This window comes from Arthrobacter sp. 05T45 (assembly GCF_056395875.1).
The window spans coordinates 23,172-47,002 of sequence record NZ_JBFTKI010000034.1 but is presented as its reverse complement, the minus strand read 5'-3'; the positions used below and the strand labels follow the sequence as shown (position 1 = coordinate 47,002).

Annotated in this window: 24 protein-coding genes; 10 read left to right on the top strand and 14 right to left on the bottom strand. The window is 68.0% G+C overall.

What is annotated here, in order from left to right:
- From AC1DGD_RS20870 to AC1DGD_RS20850, 5 genes are all read right to left on the bottom strand, one after another.
- Window positions 1–498, bottom strand: a 498-nt coding sequence (locus AC1DGD_RS20870; protein WP_476858095.1) for a lyase family protein, incomplete at its 3' end; no start/stop codon positions are given.
- A gap of 9 nt (window positions 499–507) precedes the next feature.
- Window positions 508–1,554: an asparaginase gene (locus AC1DGD_RS20865; RefSeq protein ID WP_476858094.1), complete on the bottom strand. Its 1,047-nt coding sequence runs from the start codon at window positions 1,552–1,554 to the stop codon at window positions 508–510.
- A 126-nt stretch (window positions 1,555–1,680) separates the two neighbouring features.
- The gene (locus AC1DGD_RS20860; protein ID WP_476858093.1) at window positions 1,681–2,376 is read right to left on the bottom strand and encodes a FadR/GntR family transcriptional regulator; all 696 of its coding nucleotides are present in this window, start codon (window positions 2,374–2,376) and stop codon (window positions 1,681–1,683) included.
- A 140-nt stretch (window positions 2,377–2,516) separates the two neighbouring features.
- Window positions 2,517–3,260, bottom strand: a complete 744-nt coding sequence (locus AC1DGD_RS20855; protein ID WP_476858092.1) for a YcnI family copper-binding membrane protein — start codon at window positions 3,258–3,260, stop codon at window positions 2,517–2,519.
- Between the two features lie 119 nt (window positions 3,261–3,379).
- The gene (locus tag AC1DGD_RS20850; protein ID WP_476851859.1) at window positions 3,380–4,000 is read right to left on the bottom strand and encodes a hypothetical protein; all 621 of its coding nucleotides are present in this window, start codon (window positions 3,998–4,000) and stop codon (window positions 3,380–3,382) included.
- A 397-nt stretch (window positions 4,001–4,397) separates the two neighbouring features.
- Here AC1DGD_RS20850 and AC1DGD_RS20845 point away from each other — a divergent pair, with 397 nt between their 5' ends.
- Together AC1DGD_RS20845 and AC1DGD_RS20840 are read left to right on the top strand one after the other, a co-directional pair.
- The gene (locus tag AC1DGD_RS20845) at window positions 4,398–4,694 is read left to right on the top strand and encodes a type II toxin-antitoxin system Y4mF family antitoxin (protein ID WP_476858091.1); all 297 of its coding nucleotides are present in this window, start codon (window positions 4,398–4,400) and stop codon (window positions 4,692–4,694) included.
- Window positions 4,691–5,989 (top strand): type II toxin-antitoxin system HipA family toxin, encoded by a 1,299-nt coding sequence (locus tag AC1DGD_RS20840; protein ID WP_476858090.1) that lies wholly within the window; start codon window positions 4,691–4,693, stop codon window positions 5,987–5,989. Before AC1DGD_RS20845 ends, AC1DGD_RS20840 begins: the two co-directional genes overlap by 4 nt.
- Before the next feature lie 61 nt (window positions 5,990–6,050).
- On the opposite strand, the gene AC1DGD_RS20835 is transcribed toward AC1DGD_RS20840, so the two are convergent.
- The 3 genes from AC1DGD_RS20835 to AC1DGD_RS20825 all read right to left on the bottom strand — a co-directional run bounded on the left by AC1DGD_RS20835 (window position 6,051) and on the right by AC1DGD_RS20825 (window position 9,031).
- Entirely contained in the window at window positions 6,051–6,668 is a 618-nt protein-coding gene (locus AC1DGD_RS20835; protein WP_028276890.1) for a uracil-DNA glycosylase family protein, read from the bottom strand.
- 455 nt (window positions 6,669–7,123) lie between these two features.
- Window positions 7,124–8,683 (bottom strand): HNH endonuclease, encoded by a 1,560-nt coding sequence (locus AC1DGD_RS20830; RefSeq protein WP_476858089.1) that lies wholly within the window; start codon window positions 8,681–8,683, stop codon window positions 7,124–7,126.
- 3 nt (window positions 8,684–8,686) lie between these two features.
- Window positions 8,687–9,031 carry a hypothetical protein gene (locus AC1DGD_RS20825; protein WP_230007308.1) on the bottom strand — a complete coding sequence of 115 codons (345 nt, stop codon included), beginning with the start codon at window positions 9,029–9,031 and terminating at the stop codon, window positions 8,687–8,689.
- 230 nt (window positions 9,032–9,261) lie between these two features.
- Here AC1DGD_RS20825 and AC1DGD_RS20820 point away from each other — a divergent pair, with 230 nt between their 5' ends.
- Window positions 9,262–10,986 (top strand): serine hydrolase, encoded by a 1,725-nt coding sequence (locus AC1DGD_RS20820; RefSeq protein ID WP_476858088.1) that lies wholly within the window; start codon window positions 9,262–9,264, stop codon window positions 10,984–10,986.
- A 72-nt stretch (window positions 10,987–11,058) separates the two neighbouring features.
- The gene (locus AC1DGD_RS20815; RefSeq protein ID WP_476858087.1) at window positions 11,059–11,568 is read left to right on the top strand and encodes a hypothetical protein; all 510 of its coding nucleotides are present in this window, start codon (window positions 11,059–11,061) and stop codon (window positions 11,566–11,568) included.
- On the opposite strand, the gene AC1DGD_RS20810 is transcribed toward AC1DGD_RS20815, so the two are convergent.
- Window positions 11,565–13,094 carry an amidohydrolase gene (locus AC1DGD_RS20810; RefSeq protein WP_476858086.1) on the bottom strand — a complete coding sequence of 510 codons (1,530 nt, stop codon included), beginning with the start codon at window positions 13,092–13,094 and terminating at the stop codon, window positions 11,565–11,567. The two genes, AC1DGD_RS20815 and AC1DGD_RS20810, sit on opposite strands and share 4 nt — an antisense overlap.
- A gap of 246 nt (window positions 13,095–13,340) precedes the next feature.
- Between AC1DGD_RS20810 and AC1DGD_RS20805 the strand changes: the two genes are divergently transcribed.
- The 5 genes from AC1DGD_RS20805 (at window position 13,341) to AC1DGD_RS20785 (ending at window position 18,467) form a co-directional block, all read left to right on the top strand.
- A complete protein-coding gene (locus AC1DGD_RS20805) occupies window positions 13,341–13,676 on the top strand; it encodes a hypothetical protein (RefSeq protein ID WP_028276886.1) in 336 nt (111 codons plus the stop codon).
- Window positions 13,673–14,728 carry a zinc-dependent alcohol dehydrogenase family protein gene (locus AC1DGD_RS20800; RefSeq protein WP_079555420.1) on the top strand — a complete coding sequence of 352 codons (1,056 nt, stop codon included), beginning with the start codon at window positions 13,673–13,675 and terminating at the stop codon, window positions 14,726–14,728. Before AC1DGD_RS20805 ends, AC1DGD_RS20800 begins: the two co-directional genes overlap by 4 nt.
- A 155-nt stretch (window positions 14,729–14,883) precedes the next feature.
- On the top strand, window positions 14,884–16,578 hold the full coding sequence (locus AC1DGD_RS20795) for a DUF4389 domain-containing protein (protein WP_476858085.1): 1,695 nt from the start codon (window positions 14,884–14,886) through the stop codon (window positions 16,576–16,578).
- 91 nt (window positions 16,579–16,669) lie between these two features.
- Window positions 16,670–17,449, top strand: a complete 780-nt coding sequence (locus AC1DGD_RS20790) for an SDR family NAD(P)-dependent oxidoreductase (RefSeq protein WP_476851716.1) — start codon at window positions 16,670–16,672, stop codon at window positions 17,447–17,449.
- Between the two features lie 136 nt (window positions 17,450–17,585).
- The gene (locus AC1DGD_RS20785) at window positions 17,586–18,467 is read left to right on the top strand and encodes a cytochrome c oxidase assembly protein (protein WP_476858084.1); all 882 of its coding nucleotides are present in this window, start codon (window positions 17,586–17,588) and stop codon (window positions 18,465–18,467) included.
- Window positions 18,468–18,491: 24 nt separating this feature from the next.
- Here the strand turns inward: AC1DGD_RS20785 and AC1DGD_RS20780 are convergent, their stop codons facing one another.
- The 4 genes from AC1DGD_RS20780 to AC1DGD_RS20765 form a co-directional block, all read right to left on the bottom strand.
- Window positions 18,492–19,625, bottom strand: a complete 1,134-nt coding sequence (locus AC1DGD_RS20780) for a sulfite oxidase (RefSeq protein WP_476858083.1) — start codon at window positions 19,623–19,625, stop codon at window positions 18,492–18,494.
- A 166-nt stretch (window positions 19,626–19,791) separates the two neighbouring features.
- The gene (locus AC1DGD_RS20775) at window positions 19,792–20,646 is read right to left on the bottom strand and encodes an SDR family oxidoreductase (RefSeq protein WP_230007270.1); all 855 of its coding nucleotides are present in this window, start codon (window positions 20,644–20,646) and stop codon (window positions 19,792–19,794) included.
- 9 nt (window positions 20,647–20,655) lie between these two features.
- A complete protein-coding gene (locus tag AC1DGD_RS20770; protein WP_223915020.1) occupies window positions 20,656–21,660 on the bottom strand; it encodes an aldo/keto reductase family protein in 1,005 nt (334 codons plus the stop codon).
- A gap of 40 nt (window positions 21,661–21,700) precedes the next feature.
- On the bottom strand, window positions 21,701–22,309 hold the full coding sequence (locus AC1DGD_RS20765; RefSeq protein ID WP_476858082.1) for a hypothetical protein: 609 nt from the start codon (window positions 22,307–22,309) through the stop codon (window positions 21,701–21,703).
- 290 nt (window positions 22,310–22,599) lie between these two features.
- Between AC1DGD_RS20765 and AC1DGD_RS20760 the strand changes: the two genes are divergently transcribed.
- The gene (locus AC1DGD_RS20760) at window positions 22,600–23,016 is read left to right on the top strand and encodes a YchJ family protein (protein ID WP_476858098.1); all 417 of its coding nucleotides are present in this window, start codon (window positions 22,600–22,602) and stop codon (window positions 23,014–23,016) included.
- A gap of 26 nt (window positions 23,017–23,042) precedes the next feature.
- Here AC1DGD_RS20760 and AC1DGD_RS20755 read toward each other — a convergent pair whose 3' ends face one another.
- Window positions 23,043–23,810 carry a hypothetical protein gene (locus AC1DGD_RS20755; protein ID WP_476858081.1) on the bottom strand — a complete coding sequence of 256 codons (768 nt, stop codon included), beginning with the start codon at window positions 23,808–23,810 and terminating at the stop codon, window positions 23,043–23,045.
- Window positions 23,811–23,831 lie beyond the last annotated feature (21 nt).

Below are 23,831 nucleotides of genomic sequence, written 5' to 3'. Positions count from 1 at the left end.
TTCCCGGGCCGCGAAGATCGTGCCGAGCTTGACCGCGGTGGGGTAGACGTCGTTGGTGGACTGGCTGAGGTTGACGTGGTCGTTGGGGTGCAGCCGGGCGTAGTCGCCCTTCGGGTGCCCGAGGATTTCCAGGGCCCGGTTGGCGATGACCTCGTTGGCGTTCATGTTCGAGGAGGTCCCGGCGCCGCCCTGGATGACGTCGACGACGAATTGCTCGCTGAGTTTGCCGTTCATGACCTCGGTGCAGGCTTGCCCGATGGCGGCGGCACGCCCGGCGTCGAGCAGTCCGAGCTCGTGGTTGGTGCGGGCGGCGGCGAGTTTCACGGCGGCCAGGCCGCGGACCAGGTGCATGTTCGAGGACAGTGGCTGGCCGGTGATGGGGAAGTTCTCCACGGCCCGGAGCGTGTGGACGCCCCAGTAGGCGCCGGCGGGAACATCCCGGTCGCCCAGGAGGTCGTGTTCGGAGCGGAATTCTGCGCGTTCGTCGAGCGAGGTCATGGCGGTCCCTTACAGGTCTTTGGGGGCGGGAGAGATCTTGGGGTCAGCGAGGAAATCGGTGGCCTGCAGCAGCCCTACGGGCCGGCCGCCGCCCAGCACAGGTGTGGCGGCGAGGCGCGCCAAGGGGGAGGTGTCGACGTCGAGCGCGGCCAGGACCCGGACGGTGACGGGCATCCGGGCGCGGTCTCCGCCGTCGGAAACCTTCACGGCGAGGGCGCGGCCGTCCGGGAGGCCTACCAGCTGGACGCCCTCGAAGCCGTCCTTGGCGAGCAGGCCGGGGACCAGGCGCATCAGCGCGGTGACGTCCCGGTCCTCGCCCGCAACCATCTCGGGGTGCCGGCGCATGGCGCGGCCGACGGCGGCTTCCGCTTCGCCGGATCCGGTCGCGGCAGCCGCGGCCAGGCGGCCAAAGGCGCGGGCCATGCCGCGCAGCGTGAGCGCGAAGAGCGGGGTGCCGCAGCCGTCAGTGGTGGTGCGCTGGGGGTCTTCACCGGTGAGGTCCGCCACGGTCTGGGCCACCAGCTGCTGCAGCGGGTGCGCCGGGTCCAGATAGCCCTGGACCGGCCAGCCGTTGAGGACGCAGGTGGCCGCCATGGCGGCATGCTTTCCGGAACAGTTCTGCGTCAGTTGGGTGGCCCGGCCGCCGCCGCCGAGCCAGTCTTCGCGTTCGCGGGCGCCGTAGGGGAGATCGGTGCTGTTCTCGAGGTCCGCTGGCGTCAGGCCGTGCAGCTCCAGGATGCGCCGGGCGCCGTCACGGTGGCTGGCTGCGCCGGAATGGCTGGCGGCGGCGAGGGCGAGCAGTTCGTCCGGGAGGTCCAGCCCGGCGCGGACCATGGCGACGGCCTGCAGGGGCTTCAGGGCGGACCGCGGGTAGAACGGGGCGAGGGGCTCCCCGGCAGTGAGTAGGATCTGGCCGTCCGCTGCGGTGGCGATGACCGAGCCGTAGTGGACACTCTCGACCAGCCCGTCCCGGGTCTGGACCGCAAGCGGGACGTGCTGCGGCAGCCACTCCGGGGCGAGCGGGGTCGGGGTGTTGTCGAGGGCAGGGGAAGTCATTGCGTCCTTTGGCGGTGGCGTTTGATGCGGTTGTGGTGGCTGGTCACTGTGTTGGTGCTGGTTTTGCCGGTGCTGCCCGGATTGCTTCCGGCATTGCTGACGGAACCAGGCACCAGGCGCCTGACGTCAGGCGTTGAGGATCGAGTCGAGGGCAATGCCAACGGCGTGCAGATGCTGGCTCATGGCGATGCGCGCCGTCGCCGCGTCGCCGGCTTCGATCGCGGCCAGGATGCGCCGGTGCTCCTCGTCGGACGCGTGCTGGCGGTCCGCCACCATGTTCAGGGTCTCGGACTGGTGGGCGAGGGCGTCCCGGATGTCCGCGACGACGTTCTCGAAGACCTTGTTGCGGCTGGCCCGCGCGATCAACGCGTGGAAGCTGGAGTCCAGGCCCACCCACATTTCGGGGTCGTCCTCGCCGCTCATCGCGGCGACGATGTCGCGCAGCGTTCCCAGCTCCTCGGCCGAACGGCGTTCTGCAGCCAGTCCGGCGGCGGGAACCTCGATATGGGGACGCGCCTCCGTGAGGTCGCGGGCCGAGTATTGGCCCAGGACCAGGTCCTTTGCCACGCGGTTGGCGACGACGAACGTGCCCCGCCCGGTCTTGGTGACCGTCAAGCCCAGGGCGGTGCAGGAGCGCAGGGCCTCCCGGATCACGGAGCGGCTCACGCCGTACTGCTGGGCAAGAGTGGCCTCGGAGCTCAGCTTGGCGCCGATGCCGAGCCTGCCGGATTCGATCTCGGTGCGGAGGACGTTGAAAACGGCTTCGGCGGCACTGAGGCGAGCCAATGGCTGTCCTGCTGTCCGGCTGTCTGACAGGTTCACGCTTTAAAATATGGCAGGGATCACACCGGGGTGTCAAGTATGACGGCGGCCCCGGGGGGCCGGGGCCGCCGTCGCCGCTCGGGCCGGAGTTCCGGCGGCGGCCTACTTGCCTGGGTTTGTGTCCGGGCTGCTGGCCGGGACTACTGGACCTTGGACGGGCGGGTGCGGACCAGCGCGGTGACGCCCGCGGCCAGTCCGATCAGCCCTGCGGCCAGCCCGATCCAGCCGGCGGCGGATCCGCCGTCACTGGACATGCCCGCTGCCGCTGCCGGGGCCGCCGAGGGTGCGGTCGTCGTGGCTGCGGCGGGGACGGCTGCGCCGTGGGCGTCGGCGTCCTTGGCCGTGGTCACGAAGGAGGGTGCCGGGTGCCCGGGTTCGGCCTGGCCCTCGACCGTCTTCTCGTCCCACTTGACGACGGTTCCATCGGTGTAGGTCTGGGCCGTCGGCAGCGTCACCGTGGTTCCCGCGTCCGGCAGGACGCCGACGGACAGTGAGAAGGCCTGGTACTCGTCCGGTCCGATCTGGTGGGCCTCGTCCGCGGTCCAGACCACGGAACTCGGGGCCTTGGTGACCGTGGCGCCGGCGATCGTGATCGGCTTCGGCAGGTCGCTCGTGGTGATGACGGCCTTCCAGCCCTCGACAGGCTTCACCGACACCGAAGTGAACGGGGTGTCCGTGGGCAGCGTGACTTCGAGTTTGCTGGTCTTGGCCGACTCGGACTCGCTGGGGACATTGAACGTCAGGTGGCTGTAGCCGCCCGCGGCCGGATCATCGGTGTCGACGTGGACGTGGGCGGAGGCGGCTGCTGCGCCGGCGGCGAGCAGGCCCGCGGTCATCGTGGCGGCAGCGGCGGTTTTGAGGGTACGGCGAAGGGGGGACTTCATGGCAAGGGTGCCTTTCACTAACAAATATCAGGTGGGGAGCCGTCCGGTGCGTTGTCCTTCCGGCGGTAGCAGTGGGGTGGCCACCTGCTGTCCCCGTCCATATGTGAAAGGGATTTATGTCAGGCGGCGGGCGACAGCTCCGGAGGTCCGCGCCTGGCCGGCAGGCGAAGGCCAGCCCGGGCTTTGGGGAGGACCAGGTTGACCGCGCGGGGGCGGGGGACGCGCAGGGGCGCGGCGGCGGAGGGCTGGGGCAGCTGCACGAGTGGGCGCAGCCAGGAAGCAAGTGCGGACAGAGCCTGCTCGCTGCGGGCGAGCAACAGTGCCGTGCCGAGCGTCGCCATCGCGTGTGCGGCGAACATGGCTCCGCCCATGTCGGCCGCCGAAACCGCCATGGAAGGGTCGGGCATCGCCGGGGCAATGGCAGCCGCCGAATGGCCCGGATGGCCCGGATGACCCGCAGCCATTCGGGCCTGGAGGGCCGCTGGCGCCCCTGAGGACAAGGCGCCGAAGGACCAGTGCAGCCACAGTTGCCCTACGCCGAGCAGGCCGGCCAGGGCCGGAAAGGACAGTCGGACGCGGGTCAGTACGGCCACGGGGACCATCGCCACGGCACACAACGCCGTCACGATCGCCGGCTCGGGCAGACGTCCGCCGCCAGCCAGGTGGCCGCCGGCTGCCAGCGCCACGATGATGGATCCGATCAGACCTGTGCGGAACAGCCGGAAGGGAGCGCGCGTCATCGTGTGCAGTCCTTTCCGGATTCCGTGGGGTCTGGTTGTCGCTTAAGTCCCTTAAATCTTACGGGCCGTTGTGACCCGTCACGCCCGCGCGCGGCTGAACCGCCCAATCTGTGGCGGCAGGGCTGCGCCAGCCGTGCAGTGATGGCGGGTGCCTTCGGTCGCCGGCAGTTGCCCCTGCCTGCCCAGTGCGCCGGTACGTACGTGCCGTTATAGCCCTGTGCAGGCATCTTGCCCCGTCCTATACTGGAAATGCCTGCAAAGCGGCACGTTCGTACCGCCAGGGTTCGGACCCGCAGGGTTCGATCCCACAGGTTGGTACGCACACAGGTTCGATCCCGCAGGTTCGTACGCACGAACGCCGGACCCTCGGACGTATCTTGATCAACGGGAGGTGGCCATGGGGAAAGCATTTCCGGGCGAACTCGCTGCCGAGGCCCGGGCCCGGCGAGGGTCGCTCCGCCTGAGCCAGCGTGAGCTGGCCGAACTGGCCGGAGTCTCAGAGCGCTTCGTCCGGTTCGTCGAACAGGGAAAACGCACGGTGCAGCTGGACTCCCTGCTGGCGCTCCTGGACACGCTGGGGCTGGAACTCCGGGTCCAGACCCGGACCAGCGCCGCAGCCCGTGCCCTCGCAGGCCCGGTGGCCGGCCTGCGGGCCGACGGTGAACTGCGGGACGGGCCGGAAGCCCGGCCATGAGGCACCGGATCGCGGATATCTACAAGGCCGGCGTGCTGGCGGCCCGGCTGGAGCGGCACGACGGCGGCACCAGGTTCAGCTACCTGCCGGCCTATCTGGCGTCCGGGGGCCCCGCCGTCGCGAGCTCCCTGCCGCTAACGCCGGAACCTGTACTGTCCGCGGCGGGGGCAGCCCCGCCGTATTTCACCGGGCTTCTGCCGGAGGGCCGGCGGCTGAATGCGTTGCGCCGTTCCATCAAGACCAGCGTGGATGATGAGCTGTCCTTGCTCATCGCGGCCGGTGCCAACCCGGTGGGTGACGTGCAGATCGTCGGCCACGGCGAGAAGCTGGACCCGGACGAGCACGCCGTCGAGCTTGACCCCGCAACGCCCGTGGATTTCGAGGCCCTGCTGGGCGACTCCGGGCTGATCGACCCGGTGGCCCTGGCGGGGGTGCAGGACAAGCTGTCCGCTGGAATGATCTCCATGCCGGTGGCCAGCGCCGGCCGGCGCTACATCCTCAAACTCAACGCGCCCGAGTTCCCGCACGTCGTCGAAAACGAGTACGCGATGTTCCGGTACGCGGCGCGGCTGCGGATCCCTCTGAGCCGGGTCCAGCTGATCCGCGACGTCGCCGGGCGGCCCGGGTTGCTCGTGGAACGCTTCGACCGGGTGCCTTTAGCCAGTGGCACTGTGGCCAGTGGCACAGTATCCGGTGGGCCTGTCGCCGGCGTGTCGGGGCCCAAGGCGGCGGCCAGGTCGCCGCGGGCCGTGCAGCGGCTCGCCGTCGAGGACGGTGCGCAGGTGCTGGGCCTCTACCCGGCCGACAAGTACAACGTGGGATACGGGCAGGTGTGCCATGCGCTTGCGGCGTATTGCGCGGCTCCGCTGCCCGCGGTGCGGAACTTGGCCCTCCAGGCGGCATTTGCGTGGCTGACGGGCAACGGCGACCTGCACGCGAAGAACGTTTCCATGGTGCAGCAGCCGGCCGGAGAGTGGTCCATCGCGCCGGTATACGACATCCCGTCCACGGTCGTCTACGGGGACAAGACACTCGCCCTGACCCTGGACGGCAAGCGCACAGGGATTTCCCGGAAGCACTTCCTGGGCTGGGCCGCGGGGATGGGGCTGACTGAACGTGCCGCCGTCCAGGTGCTGGAACTGGCGCTGAAGGCCTCGGAACCGCTGCTGGTGGACCTTCAGGCGGGCACGGCGTTCCGCTCCATGTCCGACGACGGCGCCTCGCCGTTTTCAGCGATGGTCACCCGCGACTGGGTCAAGGAACTCAAACACCGGCGCAGGCTGCTGGCCGGGTGATGCCGCCGGCGCCGGCTCGGCTTGCGCCGGATGCCGTTGCCGGACGGGGTTGCGTGGAGCCTCAGAGGTGCTGGATGCCCGCCCGCTGCATGGCGTCTTTGTAGACCTCGACGTTCTTGGCGAGGAGCTCTTCCTGCTTGGCCGGAGATACCGCGAAGGCGCGGCCGCCAAGTGCGGTGGCCTTGTAGATCTTGACACCATGATTCTTCAGCGAGGAATGGTAGGTCTTCTCGAAAAGCGTCAGGAAGGAGTGGGCGTCCGCGCCGTGCGCAATAACGGCCGAGACGCGCTTGTTGATCTTGAGGAACTGGCGGAAGGGCCGGAGGCCGTCCGTCTTCTCCTGGACGTTCAGGGCCGAGGATGCCTCCGGATCGCGGATCCACGGGTAGGCGTTCCACGGCATCACATAGCGGGGGTCCAGCTCTGCGGCCTCGTAGATGGAGGTGGCGCGGCGGGCGGCTTCATCGTCGTTGAAGTGCGAGACAAAGCCCGATTCGGTGCCCTTGCCCGGGCTGATATGCAGGCTGACGATCCGGCATTCGTCCTCGTCGTGGATGGGGTCGATGTACGGGACCACGGATCCAGGCTTCTTTTCCATGAGTTCGTCACACAGCTGCGTCACGGCGGCGATGTTCGGCTCCTGCAGCAGGGTCTTCTTTTCGTCCCAGTCAATCGTCACGATTTCTCCCTCAGCACTTGGCGTCCAGAATCAGGCGGCTTCCTCCACTCTACGCTTTCGCGGCAGGGGGTGTTTCGGCCGGGACCTATTCGGCCGGGGCTGCGCGGAGGTTTTTTATGAGTCAACGCGCCCTCTGGTGACGGCCGTGAGGCGGGCGTAGGCTTAAAGCGCCTGCAGGTAACCATCTGATGACTCCGGGTTGTTCGGGACACGGAAGTGTCCGAGCCGTCTCTTAGCGAGATCGCGAAGGTACCTGCAGGCCTGACGTCCGCCGCCGCCCAGGTGGTCGGGCGCTTTTCTTCGCCGCCGACCTGCTGGATGCGATGAAGCGTGGCGGAGCCGAGGGCAAGAGCCGCGAATCGAGTGCTTCGAATAGCGGCCTGTCGCCCGGCAACTGTGCCCCGAGGCCGAGCCAATGTTCGTTCGGGCCTGCACGGCAGCCAGCGGACTGGTCCCTATGCCGCTGCCCCAACTTTGGGCTTTCCACGCCTGAGCGCTTTGGCTTGGTGCCGGAGCTGGCGCCGGCGGCGGGAGCCCGGCTGGGACCTCGGCTGGTCTGTGGCCGTTAGGCGAAGCGGCGTGCCCGGCAGGGGTGGCGCCGTGGAGTAGTAGCTGTGGCCTGTCGGTGTCGTCAGCTGGAGCGTGTGGCGGGGGCCGGGGGCCGGGCGTGCTTTCCAACCGGGGGTTTCTTTGGTGTGGTTGCAGGCTTCGCAAAGTCCGGCGGCGTTGTCCGTGGTGGTCGGGCCTCCGGTGTGCCAGGGAATGATGTGGTCCAGGTGGCGGATGGGCGCGTCGCAGTAGGGGGTGCGGCAGGTGTCGTCCCTGGTTTGGATGAAGCGGCGGTGCCCGGGTGGGAAGAGCCGGGCGCGGGAGTCCATGACGATGAGCTCGCCGGTGCCGGGGTGGGTGTAGAGCCGCCGGAGCCAGAGGTTGAACGCGGGGTCATCGCCGCTCCCTCCGGTGCCACCCGGTCCAGGGCGACCACTGTGCCCCGGACCGCCGGACTGGCCGTCACCGTTTCTGTCCGTTTTTCTGTCCCTGTTTGTGGCCGCACCGCCGGGTCCGGGGGGACGGCCGCCTTCACCTCTGTGTGCACCCCTTGTGCCGTTGATGAGGGTGCGGGCCCAGCCGGCGGGGACGGTCCCGTAGCCGGGCAGGACGGCCGGTTCGGAGTCTCCCTGGAAGAGGGTGCGGTCGGTGATGACGAGCTGGATCTCGACCCCGGTGATCCCGCCCGGGGTGCCGGTGGTGCGTTCGACCAGGGCATCGGCCATCAGCTGCCCGCGGCCCCTCGGGTCCCCGGCGGCACGGAGGGTGTCGGCGTGCCCGCTCAACGCCTTGTAGACGGCGACGCCGGCGGTCACGGGCAGCAGCGCGGTCAGGCAGGTCATCGCATCGGGGGCCGGGCGGAGACTGACACGCCGCTCACTGGCGGCGTGGGCGGCGCGTTCGGTGACGGAGCGGGGGTCACGCCGGTACGCGGCGGTGCGGGCCGCGGCGACCAGGGACCGGTCACCGGCCCCGGCGAACGTCCCGGCGTCGGGCGCCAATTCCTCGTCGACGGCGGCCCGGTCGGCGGCGGTCAGGCAGGCGGTTTCGCGTACGAGCAGGGTGGCGCGCCATTCGTTCAGCTGCCCGGTTTCCAGGGCGGTGAGGGTGTGCGGCATCTCGGTCACGAGGGCTTTGGCCAGGCCCAGGAGCCGGCCGCCCCTGGCGGGGGATTCGTGCCGGGCCAGGGCGATCTGCGCGCCGATCCCGGCGCCGAGATTCTCGGGCGGGACCCCGAGCCGGGCTTGTTCGCGGCGTTGGAGCAAGTCGAAGGCCACGGCGTGCCGGGCCTGCCGGGCTGCCATGGCGGACTTCAGGTCCTCCAGGTCCCGGATCTCGTCGATCAGTGCGGCAGCGCTGTCCGGGGCCGGGAGGAAGGCCAGGATCCGGGCCAGTTCAGCGACGGTCCCCGCAGTTGCCGGTGCCGGGTCTGCCGGAATCGTCTCGGGCCCCTGATTGCCGTCCATGAGTTAAGTGTCCCTGCGGGCTATGACATTTATGGCCCTCCGGAGCCGTTCCACCGCTTCGGAAGCCATCGGCGACCTTCCAGATCCCAATGTCACTCCCGAAACGCTGCCCAGGAAAACGTCGAGCTGAAGACGCGTCCGCAACGCGTCGAGCGCAGAGTGAAACTCGTCAAGCCGTCGGTATTGCTCGATCATCCCGGCGCAATCTTCGGCCTGACGCAGGTCCCGGAGTACGCGGGAGCAGAATGCGAGCAAATCCTGGACGCCGCCGTCACTGCTCCCGGCGCGGCCGAGGCCGTAGTCGCCGTCTCCCGCCGGAACCACTTCGGGCCCCTGATTGCCGTCCATGAATCCAGTCTCCTCCGGGGATCGGACATTAATAGGGCAACCAGAAGGAGGCCGCGAGGTTAGCGGGATTGGTGGGATTCGTTGGCGGTTGTGGAGGTGTGGCCCCGAGATCCCGGCGTCCGAGGACCCACACCCGAGCGCACCGCCCCTGTCTCAAAAACGGGCACGGGTCCATCATGGGAGAGGGCGTTAGCTCTGCGCCCCAGGCGGAACCGGGCGGAGGATTGTCCATGAACCAGAGGGAATCTATCGCGACGAGTATCAGCTCGCTGCCTTCGGACCGCCGCTCGTTACTTAAAGCCGTCGGCGTCGGCGCCGCGGGTATAGCGGGCATGCCGCTGCTGGCCGCCTGCACGGCCCAAAGTGCCCCCGCCGGTACCGGAAGCAGTGCCTCCGGCGGCTCCGGTGCGCCGTCGGCGTCTCTGCTTCCGGCGCCGGAACCGCAGGTCAAACCGCTCCTGGACCAACAGAAGGTCAACGCCGCCTTGGCAAAGCTGGACGGGATGGTCCAGGGCGTGATGGAGAGTACCGGTGTTCCCGGAGTCGCCGTGGCCGTGGTCTACCAAGACCAAATGGTGTACGCCAAGGGCTTCGGCGTGCGGGAATCGGGCCGGCCCGAGACAGTGGACGCGGATACCGTTTTTCAATTGGCCTCGGTGTCCAAACCCTTGGCCTCCACGGTGGCGGCCGTGGCCGTGGGCCGCAAGGCCATCTCCTGGACGGAACCGGTGATCAACCACACCCCCGGCTTCGCCCTGAAAGACCCCTACGTCACGCGGAACGCCACGGCGGCCGACCTGTTGTCACATCAAGGCGGCCTCAGTACGGGGGCGGGCGATCTGTTGGAAGACCTCGGATTCGACCAGTCCTATATTCTCAGCCACCTCAACCAGCAGCCGCTGGACTCCTTCCGGTCGAGCTACAACTACAGCAACTTCGGCTACACGGCTGGTGCGCAGGCTGTCGCCGATGCCATGAACAAACCCTGGGCAGACCTCGCCGAAGAAGTCTTGTTCAAGCCCCTGGGCATGTCATCCACGAGCTATCGCCACGCGGACTACCAAAAGGCAACGAACAAGGCACTGATCCACGTCCCAGCCGGTAACAAGACCTGGGTGGCCAAATACACCCGGGATGCCGACGCCGAAGCACCCGCCGGCGGGGCCAGTTCCTCCGTGCGCGACCTGGCCCGCTGGATCCGCCTGCAGCTCGCCAACGGCAGCTTTGAGGGAAGCGAGGTTATCGATCCGGACGCGCTTGGTGTCACGCATGTCCCGCACGCCGTGTCGGGCCCACCGGCGACGCCGGGCGCCCGCACCCGCTTCTACGGCTTGGGCTGGAACGTCTCCTACGACGACCACGCCCGGCTGATGCTCGGGCACTCGGGAGCCTTCAACCTTGGTGCCGCGACCGCCGTCTCACTGCTCCCCGGCGAGCAGCTGGGCATTGTGGCCCTGACCAATGGCCGGCCGCAGGGCATCCCCGAAGCCATCTGCGCCGCATTCCTGGACACGGCCCAGAACGGCGCCCCGACAGTGGACTGGATCGGATTCACCTCGGGCGTCTTCCAGAAGATCGATGAGGCGGAGAAGCCGAAAGTCGACTATTCCAAGGCGCCGGCCCAGGCCAAACCGGCGCAGGGCAACGACTTCTACATCGGCAGTTACACGAACTCCTACTACGGCCCGCTCACCGTCGCGGTGGAGAACGGCGTGCTGACCCTTGAGCTGGGCCCGGCCGGCAGGACCACCAAGTTCCCGCTCACTCATTTTGACGGCGACACCTTCAGCTTTGAATCAATCGGCGAGAACGCCAACGGTCTTGCCGGGGCAATCTTCGCCCCCGGCGCGGCTGCAGCCCCTGGTGCGGACGCCGCAGCCCGAGGCGGCACGGCTCCGAGCGTCAGGCTTGATTTCTACGATCAGACCGGGCTGGGCACCTTCACCCGCAGCTGAGCCCGGACTTCAGTGAGTGAGCTTCTTCCGTAAGCTTCAAAGAAACGCCACGAGCCCCGATCCAAGGAACCCATGCCCATCAACACACAGTCGCTGAAACAGGACGGCTTCACCGGTTTCCGGCCGCTCCAGGACCTTGACATCAACCGGATCCCGCAGAAGCCCGGGATCTTCGCGGTACTGCGGCCCGAGGGCTTCCGGCCCCAGTTCCTGGCCAGGAGCACCGCCGGCATCTTCAAGAAGAAGAACCCCACCCTCAAGGCGGACGCTCTCGACGCCGAATGGGTGGACGGCGCCGATGTCCTCTTCGTGGGCAAAGCCGGCCCCGGAAGCAAGGGCAACCGCGGACTGCGCCGGCAAATCCAGGAATTCGTCGACTTCGGCGAAGGCAAGCCGCCGGGCCACTGGGACGGGCGGCTCATCTGGCAGCTCGCCGTGCCCGGGGCCCTGATCATCGCGTGGAAAGAGTTGCCCGTTGAGCAACTCAACGCGGCCGAAGCCCGGTACCATGCCGCGTTCATCGAAGAATACGGCCGCCTGCCGTACGCCAACTTAGTCCAGGCGCGCGTCAAAGGTGCTTAGCCGCCGCACGTGAACCGTCCCGCCACTAACGTGGCGGCCACCGGTATGGCCGCAAACTCCGCATCCGACACGGTCAGGGGGTCGGCGTCGAGCACTGCAATATCGGCGGGGTCCCCGACCCGGAGACGGCCGCGACCGCGGGTCGAGGCCGTGAGGGCCTCCTGCCGCGTGAGGGCCTGCTCGGCATGCCACGGCCCGCGGCCATCCAGCCGGGCCCGCGCCGTGGCAGCGGACATGGCAATCCACGGATCCAGCGGGGCCACCGGAGCGTCCGAGCCCAAGGCGAGAGTCGCCCCGGCGGTCAGCAATGAACGAAGCGGGAAGGACCGGTCCGTGCGCCCCGGCCAGTTCGCCTCGGCGGCGTCCCGGTCATCGAGGGCATGCGCAGGCTGAACGCTCGCGGTCACGCCCAACCGGCCGAAGCGGGCGAAATCCTCGCTCCGGACAAACTGGGCATGCTCCACCCGTCCGGCGAGGCCCGCCGCCTCAAACGCATCCAAGGCGACTTGGTTGGCCGCGTCGCCGATTGCGTGGACCGCCGGCACAAAACCCGCCTGCCGGGCCCGGACCAACAGGGCGAGCAGCTCCGCCTCGCTCAAGGTCAGCAGCCCGTGGCCGCCGTTCGGATACGGGTCCACGCAATACGCTGTGCGGGTATTGAGCGAGCCGTCGATCAGCACTTTCAGGGGGCCCACGCTGAGCAGCCCGCCACTGCCGGCCAACGCCAAACCTGTCCGCAGCCCCTCTGCCACGGCCCGGTCCAGGTCCTGCGGATAGACGCCCGCTTCAACCCGCAGGGCAGCGAAGCCGCCGGAGATCCTCCGCAGCCAGGCGTCGCGGTTCCACGTCATCTCGAAGTCCACAATCCCGACCACGCCCCGCGCGGCCGCAGCCTGACCTGCCTGCCGCACCCACGGGTCCACCACCGCGTCCGGCAGCTGGCCAAGCTCCCGGGTCAGGGCGAACGCCGGTTCTTCCCGGAGCAGGCCGCCCGCATCCACCGGCATTCCGTACTGTTGGGCCGCTGCGGAGTTGAGCCAGACACAGTGGAGGTCGTGGCTGATCAGGGCCGTAGGCCGGCCGCGCGTCACGCCGTCCAGGAGGTCCAGACTGGGCAGGTCATGCCAGATGGCATCGCGGAAACCGACGCCCACCAGCGTCTGGACGGGACCCGGAGCTCCGGCGCCGCTTCCGGTCCCGGTGCTAGTGTCCCCGGCGATATGGGCCCCGACGACGGCGGCCGCCTCGCGCGCCGAGCCGGCACTGGAGAGGTCAAGCCGGTTGGAGGCCAGCGCCCACTGCGTCATATGAACGTGCTCATCCCACAGCCCAGGAATGACGTAGCGGCCCTCCAGATCCACCACCCGGGTTGCAGCGGGGAGCGCACCCGAGCCCGGGCGCGACGGGATGATCGCTGACACGGCCCCGGCGCGAACATGAACGTCGAAGCATATTTCCTCCCCGGGGTGCCGCACGGAGGCCAGCACGAGGTCCGGGGGTCGGCAGGGATCGAGCGGAACAGGCATAGGAACAGGCTAGGCGGGCGACGCCGCAGGACCCAACAGGCGCACACGGGACTTTCGCCCCTTACCTCTGCCACGAGCGCCCCCCAAGCTGAATGTGTGGGGAGGTTGCTGCACGGCCAGTTGGGGGACGTGTCGAGCGAAAAACCACTTCACGTAAATACGGCACGGGTCTCACCGCGAATTGGGGAAGGAAATGGCGTTTGCACTTTCCGGCTTCAGCAGGAAAAGGCAGGAGACCACGGCCACATGAGTATCCATCACCATTCGGGGGACCCTAAACTCAAGGTGCTCATCCGCCTGAACGCCGACGCCGAAACAGCTCGGATCGACGTGCATGGTGTGGTGACCGTGGCCAACGTGCGGGCACTGTACGTCGTTTGCCGCCGCGTCACAAGCAAGCTTCCCGGATTCGAACTCGTGCTCGACCTCGCCCATGCCCGGGTGTCGGCCGCCGCGATCGAGGAACTCCGTGAGCGTGCCCGCGCCTCGTTGCTGTATTCGGGAATCGATGGCACGGAGACTCCGTGCCGTCTGCGCCTCGTGGACCCGCTGGTCATCCTCAAAACCAAGGAGCACGTATGAAAGCCCTCGTCTATGGCGGTCCCGGGGAGAAATCGTGGACCGAGGTCCCCGATCCCACAATCCAGAATCCCAGCGATGTGATCGTCAAAGTGGACACCACCACCATCTGTGGGACCGATCTGCACATCCTCAAAGGCGACGTCCCCGCGGTGACCAAGGGCCGCATCCTGGGCCACGAAGGGGTCGGCACCATCACGGAGATCGGCGCCTCCGTGACCAGCCTCAAGGTCGGGGACCGCGTCATCATTTCGTGCATCAAGTCCTGCGGGCACTGCGCCAACTGCAAGACAGGCCTGTACTCCCATTGCCTGGGGGAGGAAGGAACCTCCGGCATCGGATGGGTATTCGGACATCTGATCGACGGCACGCAGGCCGAGTTCGTCCGCGTCCCCTATGCAGAGAACTCCCTGCACCTCCTGCCTGAGGGAGTCAGCGACCAGCAGGCCGTCATGCTCTCCGACATCCTCCCCACCGGCTTTGAGATCGGCGTGCAGTACGGCCGGGTCAAGCCCGGCGACACGGTCGCCGTCATCGGCGCGGGCCCCGTGGGACTTGCCGCGATCTCCACCGCCGGCCTCTACGGCGCCGCCACGATCATCGCCGTCGACCTCGACGCGAACCGGCTCGAGAAATCCCGCGAATTCGGAGCCACCGACGTGGTCCTCTCATCCGATGCCGACTGGAAGGAGCAGCTCATGCTCCTGACCGACGGGCAGGGTGTGGACGTGGCGATCGAGGCCGTGGGCGTCCCGGCGACCTTCACGATGTGCACCGACATCGTGCGTCCCGGCGGCACCGTGGCCAACGTGGGTGTGCACGGCAAGGCCGTGGAACTGCACGTCGAAGACCTCTGGATCCGGAACATCAACATCAGCATGGGCCTGGTGAACACCAACACCACCCCCATGCTGCTCAAGCTCGTGGCACAGCAAAAGATCCCCGCGGACAGTTTCGCCACCCACCACTTCACCTTTGACGAGTTCATGGAGGCGTACGACACTTTCGCCCGCGCCGCGGAGACGAAGGCCCTCAAAGTCGTGATCACGGCATGAACGCGCTCGTTGTCCTCCACGCAGGCAGTGCCGGCGCGATCGACGAAGCCAAGCCGTTCGTGATCCCGCTCGGGCGGTAGCGGCCCGGGCCGCCAGCTTCCGGAAGCCACGTCCGGCCGGGCGTGGCAAACGGACCATCTGAAAGGACGGCGGCCATGAAGGCAGGCCGGATTGTCATGCTGGTGATCGGCTCGCTGTGCGCGCTGGTCGGTTTGGGATTGTTGGCGGGCGCCGGCTTTGCGGGCTGGGTCAACTACCAGCAACGTGACGGCAGGTACTTCATCACGCCGTCGGCGCCTTTCTCAGGCAATTCCTACGCGCTGACGACCCCCCGGCTGGACCTCATGACCGGCGGCGGCGTGGACGACGGCGTTCCGGTGGACATGGCGGGCAGCGTGCTGCTCCGCGGTTCCTCCACCGATCCCGGCAAGGAAATCTTCATCGGAATTGCCCCGCGGGCCGACGTCGCGACGTACCTGGCTGGTGTCCGGCGCACCGAAATCGTCGACGTCAGGTTCAACCCCTTCCGAGCGCAGTACCGCGAAGTGGCCGGCTCCCAAATCCCGTCCAATCCGGCGCAGCAGACCTTCTGGGCCGCGACTGCCACAGGCCCGGGGGAACAGGAACTGACCTGGAACCTCCGCTCCGGATCCTGGGCAGTGGTGGTCATGAATGCCGACGCGACCTCTCCGGTGAGCGTGAATCTGCAGGCAGGGGCACGCACAGACCTGCTCCTGCCATTGTTCATCGGCCTGCTGATCGGCGGACTCGTGATGCTGCTGATCGGCGTGCCGCTGATAGTGCTGGGCGCCGTTGGACTCGGCCGTGGCGGCCCGGGCCAAGGCGGGACGGGCAGCGGTGTCCCTCCCGGCCACCTGCCGGCCCAGCCCGGCCAGCCGTATCCCGCGGGTCCCTACCCGCCCAATGCCACCCCCGGCCAGCAGAACAGTGCGGCCACGCCGGGTGCCGTGGCGGCATACGCTGCCCCGCCGGGGACTCCGTATCCGGTGTCGCCGGGTGCTACGACCGCATATGTGTACCCCGCCCGCCTCCACGGCTACCTCGACCCGAACCTGTCACGGTGGATGTGGCTCGTGAAGTGGTTCCTGGCCATCCCGCACTTCATCGTCCTGTTCATCCTCTGGTTCGCCTTCGGAGTGGTCACGATTGTGGCGTGGTTCGCGATCCTGTTCACGGCGCGCTACCCGCGCTCGCTGTTCAATTTCAGTGTCGGTGTGATCCGCTGGAACTGGCGTGTGGCCTTCTACGCCTTCAGCGCGATCGGCACGGATGTCTATCCCCCCTTCACCCTGGCCCGCACCGATTACCCGGCGGACTTCGACGTCGACTATCCCGAACGGCTGTCCCGCGGCCTGGTGCTGGTGAAATCGTGGCTGCTGGCCATTCCACATCTGCTGCTTATCAGCCTGCTGACGGGGACCGCGAGGACGTGGGAGTACCGGGACGGCGAGTGGGTACAGCAAGGTGTGGGCATCTCCCTCCTGGGGCTGCTGGTCCTCATCGCCGGCGTGATCCTGTTGTTCACGGGCCAATACCGGCGGGGGCTCTTCGACCTCCTGCTTGGCCTGAACCGCTGGATCTACCGCGTTATCGCCTACGTTGCCCTCATGCGGGACGAATATCCGCCGTTCCACCTTGATATGGGTCCGGTCGATCCGGGCGAGCTGCCGGTGCCTGCATACGCCGGGCCTGCGCTCGGAACCGGAGGACCCGCCGCCGGACCCGCGCTCGGAACAGGAGGACCCGGACCCTCCGCCGGACCAGGACCCGGGCCCGCGCCCGGACCCGGAGGACCAGCCACCGGACCCGGAGGGCCGCCCAGAAGCTAATGCCGCGCTGCGCCCGGTCCTCTTGCCACCCGCCCTCCGCAAGAACATAGTTGAGGGAATTCACGTACTCCGCGGCACTAGGCAGGCGACCATGGTGAACATCGGGATTCCGGAAAACGGCATGCTTCACGGCAAGACCGCCCTGATCTATGGCGGCGGCGGGGCGGTCGGCGGGGCGGTGGCAAGGGCTTTCGCGGCCGACGGCGCCACAGTGCACATTGCCGGAAGGACGGAATCGCGGCTGGAAAAAGTAGCCAATGACATTCGCGAGGCGGGCGGCACAGCCGAAACCGCCGTCGTCGACGCCCTGGACGAAGAGCAGGTGGATGCCTTCGTAAGCCGGGTGGCGAAGAAGAGCAAGAGGATCGACATCTCCTTCAACGTGATCTCATTCGGCGACATCCAGCAGCCACTCATGGAGATCGATGTGGATGACTTCACCCAGCCCATCACCCTGGCCGCGCGGACGCACTTCCTGACCACCCGCGCGGCCGCCGCCTACATGGTCAAGCAACGCTCCGGCGTCGTGCTCATGTTCGGCGGTTCGGGCCCGCAGACGATCCCCGGCCTGGGCGGTTTCAAGGTGGCGCTCGACGCGATGGAAGGACTGCGCCGGCAATGGGCCCTGGAACTGGGAAAACACGGCATCAGGGTGGTCACCATGGTCACGGGCGGCATTATCGAAACCATCCCGTGGCAGGCCGAGGGCCGCGAAGAGATCGTAGTGGAGATTGCCAGGGCCGCGCATTTGAACCGGACGGCCACGCTGACGGACGTCGGTAACGTGGCCTCCTTCATCGTCTCGGACAAGGCGGCGGCCATCACGGACGCGACCGTCAACATCTCCGCCGGCGCGATCGTGGACTACTGACGCCTTCGATCCGTCGTCCGCCTCGGCGGACAAGGTCAAGGTGCTCACCGGCTACGAGGGATGCTGAGGCCTGCCCCGGCCGCCCGGCCAGGCACGGGCCCGGCGTCTTCCAAGAAATGGTATCTATCATGAGCCCGTGCCGCCCCTTGATGTAGTCCTCACCGCCTGGCAGATCGACTGGGCCGCCGCCGCCCTGATCGGCGGCTCGGCGTTGCTGTACGCGCTGGGCCTGAGGGCCGCGGCGGCGCGCGGGCACCGCCATCCCGGGTGGCGGACCCTGGCGTTCTATGTTCTGGGCCTTGGGTCCCTGACAGTGCTGACGTGCGGGTTCCCTGGCGTCTACAGCCCGCAGCTCCGGTGGGCCTTCACGCTCAAGATTTCCCTGTTGCTCTTCGTGGTGCCGCTGCTGATCGGCCTGGGAAAACCCATCTCCCTCGGCCGTGCGGCCCTGCCGCCGCGCGGCGTCGGCCGGCTGAACAGGGCGCTCGCGCACAGCGCGGTGCGGTTTGCCGGCAACTCCATGGCCGCCCCGCTCCTGGGCCTTGCCCTCTTCGCCACCTTCCTGACTCCGGCCTTCTACACCCTCCGCACAGCCGCTTGGGCCGAGGCGCTCCTGACGGTCGGGGTCCCGCTGCTTGGCATGATGATGGCCCTGCCGATCATCGAGGACGCGGACTTCCGCCGCTCCAGCGCGTTCTTCATCATGGAGTTCGTGTTTGTTTTCATCGAGCTGCTGGTCGATGCCGTGCCCGGGATCCTGCTGCGCCTCAACGGCCAGGTGCTGGATCACGTCGCAACGACGCCGTCTGCGATGGGCTGGTTCCCCAACGCCCTGCGTGACCAGCAGCTGGCGGGGGACGTCCTGTGGTTCATCTGCGAAATTGTCGACTTGCCCCTGATCATCCTGATGTTCATCCGCTTCTCCCGCAGCGACAAACGCGAGGCCCGCGGCTTTGACGAGCTCACGGATTCCCAGCTCGATGAACTGAATGCGGAGCACCTGCGGCGCGGCCGCTAAGTCCCCGCGCCCCGGGTGGGGGCGCTATGCCACGCTGACCTTGATCCGCTGCACCACGTTGTTGCCCATGCCCTGGTAGTTCCATTCCGGTTCCAGCGGCTGGACCGCGCCGCTGGCATCCGTGGCACGGCAGGAGAGCTCGTGTTCGCCCGGATCGGCCACCCACGGCATCGACCACGCACACCACGCGAACGGCGCTGCCGGGTGCTCCAGATGGGCCGCTGCCCACTTTCCGTCGATTCCGACGTCGACGCGCTGCACGGCGCCTTGCCCGGACCAGGCCCGGCCGGTGAGCATCACCGGTCCCGGGGGCAGGATCCGGCTCCGGGTGAAGAAATCCGGGACCCCCGGGGGCATCATGAGCGAGCGGACCTTGATCCAGGTGACCGGGGTTCCGGGATCCTCGGCGTCATGCTGGTAGCGGTACGCCACTGCCTGCTGGAAACCGTCATAGGGCTTGGTCAGAACCTTGATCGAGGTCAGCCACTTCACGCTCGCCATGCCGTACCAGCCGGGCACCACAAGCCGGAGCGGATAGCCGTGCTGAGGCGGCAGGTCTGCGCCGTTCATCCGGTAGGCGAGCACGACGTCGGGGCGCAAGGCCTCCTCGATCGGCAGGCTGCGCGCGTACTGCTGGGCGACGCCGCCCTGGCTGCCGGCGTCGGCCCCGGTGAAGAGCACCTCCACGGCGTCGTCCTCCACTCCGGCCCGCGTCAGCAGGTAGGCGAGCGGGACACCGGTCCACACGGCGGTCCCCACGCCCTCGAGTACCCACGGCTGGCTCAGTGGGCGGGGCCGCAGGAGGGACCGGCCGTTGCCGGCGCACTCCAGGGTGACCGGGAGGGTGATGCTCGGTGCCCGGAGCAAGGCCCGCAGGCTCAGTTCGAAGGACCGCTGCACGGCGCCGCCGATCCACAGATGCCAGTGATCGGCGTCGATGAACGGGATGTCGAAGTGCGTGAGCACGTAGTGCAGTCCGGGCGGTGTGGTGTCGCTCCGCAGGGCCTCGAGCGGCATGGAATGGTTCCGCACGGCGAGCTGGAGTTCCTCCGCCGTCAGCGGGCCGTGGCTCGGTTCGCCGGGATGCGCCCGGGGTTGTCCGGCCTGCCGGCGCGGACTCTTCAGGACAGAAGAGTGTCTGGACATTTGCTTTGGCATGGCATGCCGCGATTCTTTCCGGACCGGCCCGGTCCCGCTCCTGTGAAGGACCCGCCGGTTTTAGTAGGTATCACCTGGTCTCAGGTCTACGCCGCAGCCCGGAAACCGTCAACACCGGGACGCGCCGGTCCCGTCCCTTCCGGTCCCGTCTCTTCCGGTCAAGGGGCTACAGCGTGTGCGCCTCGGCCAGGAACTGCGCCAGGCTCAGCGGTTCCCGGCCCGTCAGCTCATGCACTGCCGACGTCGGACCGGCGAGTTCGCCGGCGGCGATGGCCGTGTAGGTGCTCACCCAGGCGTCCACCTGCCATGGCGGGGCGCCGTACGAGGCACGGGACCCGTAGGCCTCCGCCAGGGTCTCGTTGTGGAAGGTGATGGCCCGGCCGGTTCCGGCGGTCAGGAGTTCGGCGGCGCGGGCCAGCGAGATGTCTTCCGGGCCGGTCAGGTCATAGGTCCGTCCCACATGCAGGGACGGGTCCCGCAGTACGGTGACGGCCGAGCGGGCAATGTCTGACCGCGCCACGGCAGCCATGACGCCGTCTCCGGCGGGGCCGCGGATCACGCCGTCCTCGCCGGCCAGCAGCGGCAGGAAGTCCAGGTAGAAGTTGTCCCGCAGGAACGTGTAGTCCATGCCGGAGGCCTTGATGCGCTCCTCGGTCGCGAAGTGGTCCCGGCCCAGCGTGAACGTGGAGTCCGGCGCCGCGCCGAAGAACGAGGTGTACACGATGTGCTGGACGCCCGCTGCGGCCGCGGCATCGACGAAGGCGTAGTGCTGCTGCAGCCGGTCCTCGGCCTCGGCTGCGGAGACCATGAACAACGTTTTCGCCCCGGAAAGCGCCGTCTTCGCCTGCTCCGGCTCGGCGTAGGTGGTGACGAAGGGGACGGCGCCTTCGAGCTCAGGTGCCCGGGCGGCGTCCCGCACCAGGAGCCGTTGCTGGCTGCCGGCCTGGGCCAGCAGCCTGGCCACCAGGGCGCCCAGCTGGCCGGTGGACCCGGTGACGGCAAGCTCGGGAGCGTTGGTCATGGTCATGGTCTAGGCCTCGCGGGAGGCGGGCGATTTGGTCTGCGCGGGGTCGCGTTCGGCCAGTGAGCCGATGACGGCGTCGATCTTGTCCATGATCACCGCGTCCAGCTTCACGCCGGCTGCCGCGACGTTTTTCTCGATCTGCTCCGGCCGGGACGCGCCCATGATCGCGGAGGCCACGTTCTTGTTCTGCAGCACCCAGGCGATGCTGAGCTGCGCCATGGTCAGCCCGGCCTCCTCCGCGATCGGCTTGAGCTGCTGGACGCCGGTGAGGACCTCGTTGGACATCCAACGCTCGATCATCCGCGAACCGCCCTTGGAGTCCGTGGCGCGGCTGCCCTCAGGGGCAGGCTTGCCGGGGTGGTACTTGCCGCTCAGCACGCCCTGGGCAATTGGGGACCAGACAATCTGGGACAGGCCCAATTCTTCCGACGCCGGAATCACCTCGGCCTCGATCACCCGCCACAGCATGGAGTACTGAGGCTGGTTGGAGATCAGCTGGAAGCCCAGTTCCTTGGCGAGGGCATGGCCGTCGCGGATCTGGTTGGCCGTCCACTCGCTGACCCCGATGTACAGGGCCTTGCCCTGCCGCACGATGTCCGCGAAGGCCTGCATGGTCTCTTCCAGCGGCGTCTCGTAGTCGTAGCGGTGTGCCTGGTAGAGGTCCACGTAGTCGGTCTGCAGCCGGGTGAGGGAGCCGTTGATGGATTCCATGATGTGCTTGCGGGACAGGCCGAGATCGTTGTGGCCCTTGGGCCCGGTGGGGCCGAAGACCTTCGTGAAAATTTCCAGCGACTCGCGGCGCTCGTCCTTCAAGGCTGCTCCGAGGACCGTCTCCGCCGCTGTGTTGGCGTACACGTCGGCCGTGTCGAAGGTGCTGATACCGGCGTCGAGCGCGGCCCGGACGCACTGGGTGGCGACATCGTTCTCCACTTGGGAGCCATGGGTCAGCCAGTTGCCAAACGTGATTTCTGAAATCTTGAAGCCGCTGTTCCCGAGGTATCTGAATTCCATGGGTTCCAACGTAGCGGACTTGCCTGCCCGGGGTAAGGGCTCAGCCGGCCTTGCGTTCCTGGACCGGCTGTTTGGCCTTCCCGGCCGGCGGAGTGCCGCGCAGCGCCACGAGCGATCCGGTGTCCAGCAAGGACTTCCCTGCGGGCATGGGCGGCTTTTTGAACGCCCGCGGGACGGAGCCAAGTGTTCCATTGGTGTCCGTGGCAGACTGCACGAGGGCAGAGACTTCCGTGATGTCCTGTGCCGGTGCCAGGGGGTCGGGCAGGTCCCGGACGGTGACCCGGACGGCGGGTCCGGCCTCGGCCCTGGCCCTCGCGGCGGCGCGGGCATCTGCCCGGGCCACGGCGGCCGCCCACTCCGGGGACAGCGCGGGTTCCTTTTTGGCTGCATTCCGGGCGGGGCGTGCGGGCTTCGCGGCCTTGGCCGGCCGGTGCGGCGCCGGCTCTTCCCCAGCCCCATTTTCCCGTGATACCGGGGTTCCGCGGACGAGCCCGGCGACGGCCAGGACAATGACTGCCGCCAGCCGGCCGATCCCTGCGAGCACGAGGGTGGCGGCGAAGACCAGGAAGAGGCCGAGGAACATGAAGAACGCCACGCCGAGGGTCCCGAAAAAAGTCAGGTTCAGCGCAATGGTCGTTGGATCTTCCATGTCACCTCTCCTTGCCGGCCTGCTTCAGCGTGGTCCCTGCCGCAAGCACACGGCGGGCAGGAGCCCCCTTAACAATACGTACTTTTCGCTGGCCCCGTGCCGCCCCCGGCAGTCGTGGCGAATATGTGTCAAAGCCGTTATCCGCGGGCGGGGCACGGGCACCGCCGGCCGGGCGTCTATAGTCGGAGACAGCCCCGCCGGCGTCGTCCGGCCCGCCGGAAGGACACCTTGTGACGCACTCCGCAGCAGCCGATTCCGAGCCCGCCGGAGCATCTGGCACGGACCGCTCCGTGAGTATTCCGGAAGCGGCATATTCCGCGCCGTATGAGGGGAACTGCCCGTGCCTGTCGGGCGAGGCGTATGTGCACTGCTGCGGCCGGTTCCATCGCGGGGACGCCGAGGCGCCTACGGCGGAGCAGCTTATGCGCTCCCGGTACAGCGCCTTCGTGGTCCACGACAAGGGGTACCTGCTCCGGACCTGGCACCCGGACACTCGGCCCGCTGAGCTGGAGTTTGATTCCGGCATGCAGTGGCGACGCCTGGACATCCTCTCCACCAGCCGCGGTGGCCCGCTGGACAGCGAAGGCACGGTGGAATTCGCGGCGCACTACCGGCACGAGGGCGAACGCGGCCTGCACCGCGAAACCAGCCGCTTTGTGCGGTTGGACCGGCGCTGGTACTACGTAGATGGCGTCGTTGCTGGCTGAGCCTTCCGGGGCTGACGCCGTCGCGGCTAGGGGCGCCCGGCTGAGTTGTCCCTGACGGGGTGGTTCTCAACCGTTGCTGCCGGGCTGAAGCCGGCCCGATCCACCCTGCGGTGGAAACGCATTCCCGCGAGGCCGCCCAGCACTGCGCCCACCAAAGCCACCGCGGCCACGACGATCGCCGCGATGATGCTCAGGGTGTTCAATTCGCCCTCGTTGATCGGGATCCGCGGGAAGCTGTTCAGGTTGGCCAGGATGTTGAAGCGCTGCCCGGCGACCAGGCCCAGCACGGCGACGACGATCGCGGCGATCAGGGCCCAGATCCAGACCATGAAGCCCTGCCTGGCGCCGTTGAAGCGGGCCATGCGCCCGGCGACGTATCCGCCGCAGTAGTAGGCGACCAGGAGGATCACGAGCAGCACGATGATGCCGGTCAGCCCGACCGTCTGATTGCTGGAGGCCTGGTCGACGGCGTCGTTCACATCGGTGTTGGTGGCCAGACCGACGGCGGTACCGCCGGCAGCGACCAGCGCGGTGAGCAGCACGGCCGTACCCGTGGCCGTCAGCCAGCCGAAGAATGCCGAGCCGACCTTGATGCCGCCGAACTGTTCCTTCTCGCGGGCCACTACCGTCTCGCGCGTGGGGATCTCTTCCACGACAGTGTCGTGAACAGCATCGCGGACCGGTGCGTCGCGGACGGGGTCGTCGTGGCGGACTGCTGTCACCGGGCGGGTTGTGGCGTCGTCCTGCGCGGCGTGTTGTGTCGTCTTGTCGTCGGGGCCTGCGGTGCTGCTCATGAGGGCTGCTCACTTTCGCTG

Coding starts and splice junctions, on each gene's coding strand:
- AC1DGD_RS20865 (WP_476858094.1), bottom strand. CDS start 1,554: ATGACTTCCCCTGCCCTCGACAACACCCCGACCCCGCTCGCCCCGGAG.
- AC1DGD_RS20855 (WP_476858092.1), bottom strand. CDS start 3,260: ATGAAGTCCCCCCTTCGCCGTACCCTCAAAACCGCCGCTGCCGCCACG.
- AC1DGD_RS20850 (WP_476851859.1), bottom strand. CDS start 4,000: ATGACGCGCGCTCCCTTCCGGCTGTTCCGCACAGGTCTGATCGGATCC.
- AC1DGD_RS20845 (WP_476858091.1), top strand. CDS start 4,398: ATGGGGAAAGCATTTCCGGGCGAACTCGCTGCCGAGGCCCGGGCCCGG.
- AC1DGD_RS20840 (WP_476858090.1), top strand. CDS start 4,691: ATGAGGCACCGGATCGCGGATATCTACAAGGCCGGCGTGCTGGCGGCC.
- AC1DGD_RS20830 (WP_476858089.1), bottom strand. CDS start 8,683: ATGGACGGCAATCAGGGGCCCGAGACGATTCCGGCAGACCCGGCACCG.
- AC1DGD_RS20825 (WP_230007308.1), bottom strand. CDS start 9,031: ATGGACGGCAATCAGGGGCCCGAAGTGGTTCCGGCGGGAGACGGCGAC.
- AC1DGD_RS20820 (WP_476858088.1), top strand. CDS start 9,262: ATGAACCAGAGGGAATCTATCGCGACGAGTATCAGCTCGCTGCCTTCG.
- AC1DGD_RS20815 (WP_476858087.1), top strand. CDS start 11,059: ATGCCCATCAACACACAGTCGCTGAAACAGGACGGCTTCACCGGTTTC.
- AC1DGD_RS20810 (WP_476858086.1), bottom strand. CDS start 13,094: ATGCCTGTTCCGCTCGATCCCTGCCGACCCCCGGACCTCGTGCTGGCC.
- AC1DGD_RS20805 (WP_028276886.1), top strand. CDS start 13,341: ATGAGTATCCATCACCATTCGGGGGACCCTAAACTCAAGGTGCTCATC.
- AC1DGD_RS20800 (WP_079555420.1), top strand. CDS start 13,673: ATGAAAGCCCTCGTCTATGGCGGTCCCGGGGAGAAATCGTGGACCGAG.
- AC1DGD_RS20795 (WP_476858085.1), top strand. CDS start 14,884: ATGAAGGCAGGCCGGATTGTCATGCTGGTGATCGGCTCGCTGTGCGCG.
- AC1DGD_RS20790 (WP_476851716.1), top strand. CDS start 16,670: ATGGTGAACATCGGGATTCCGGAAAACGGCATGCTTCACGGCAAGACC.
- AC1DGD_RS20780 (WP_476858083.1), bottom strand. CDS start 19,625: ATGCCAAAGCAAATGTCCAGACACTCTTCTGTCCTGAAGAGTCCGCGC.
- AC1DGD_RS20775 (WP_230007270.1), bottom strand. CDS start 20,646: ATGACCAACGCTCCCGAGCTTGCCGTCACCGGGTCCACCGGCCAGCTG.
- AC1DGD_RS20770 (WP_223915020.1), bottom strand. CDS start 21,660: ATGGAATTCAGATACCTCGGGAACAGCGGCTTCAAGATTTCAGAAATC.
- AC1DGD_RS20765 (WP_476858082.1), bottom strand. CDS start 22,309: ATGGAAGATCCAACGACCATTGCGCTGAACCTGACTTTTTTCGGGACC.
- AC1DGD_RS20755 (WP_476858081.1), bottom strand. CDS start 23,810: ATGAGCAGCACCGCAGGCCCCGACGACAAGACGACACAACACGCCGCG.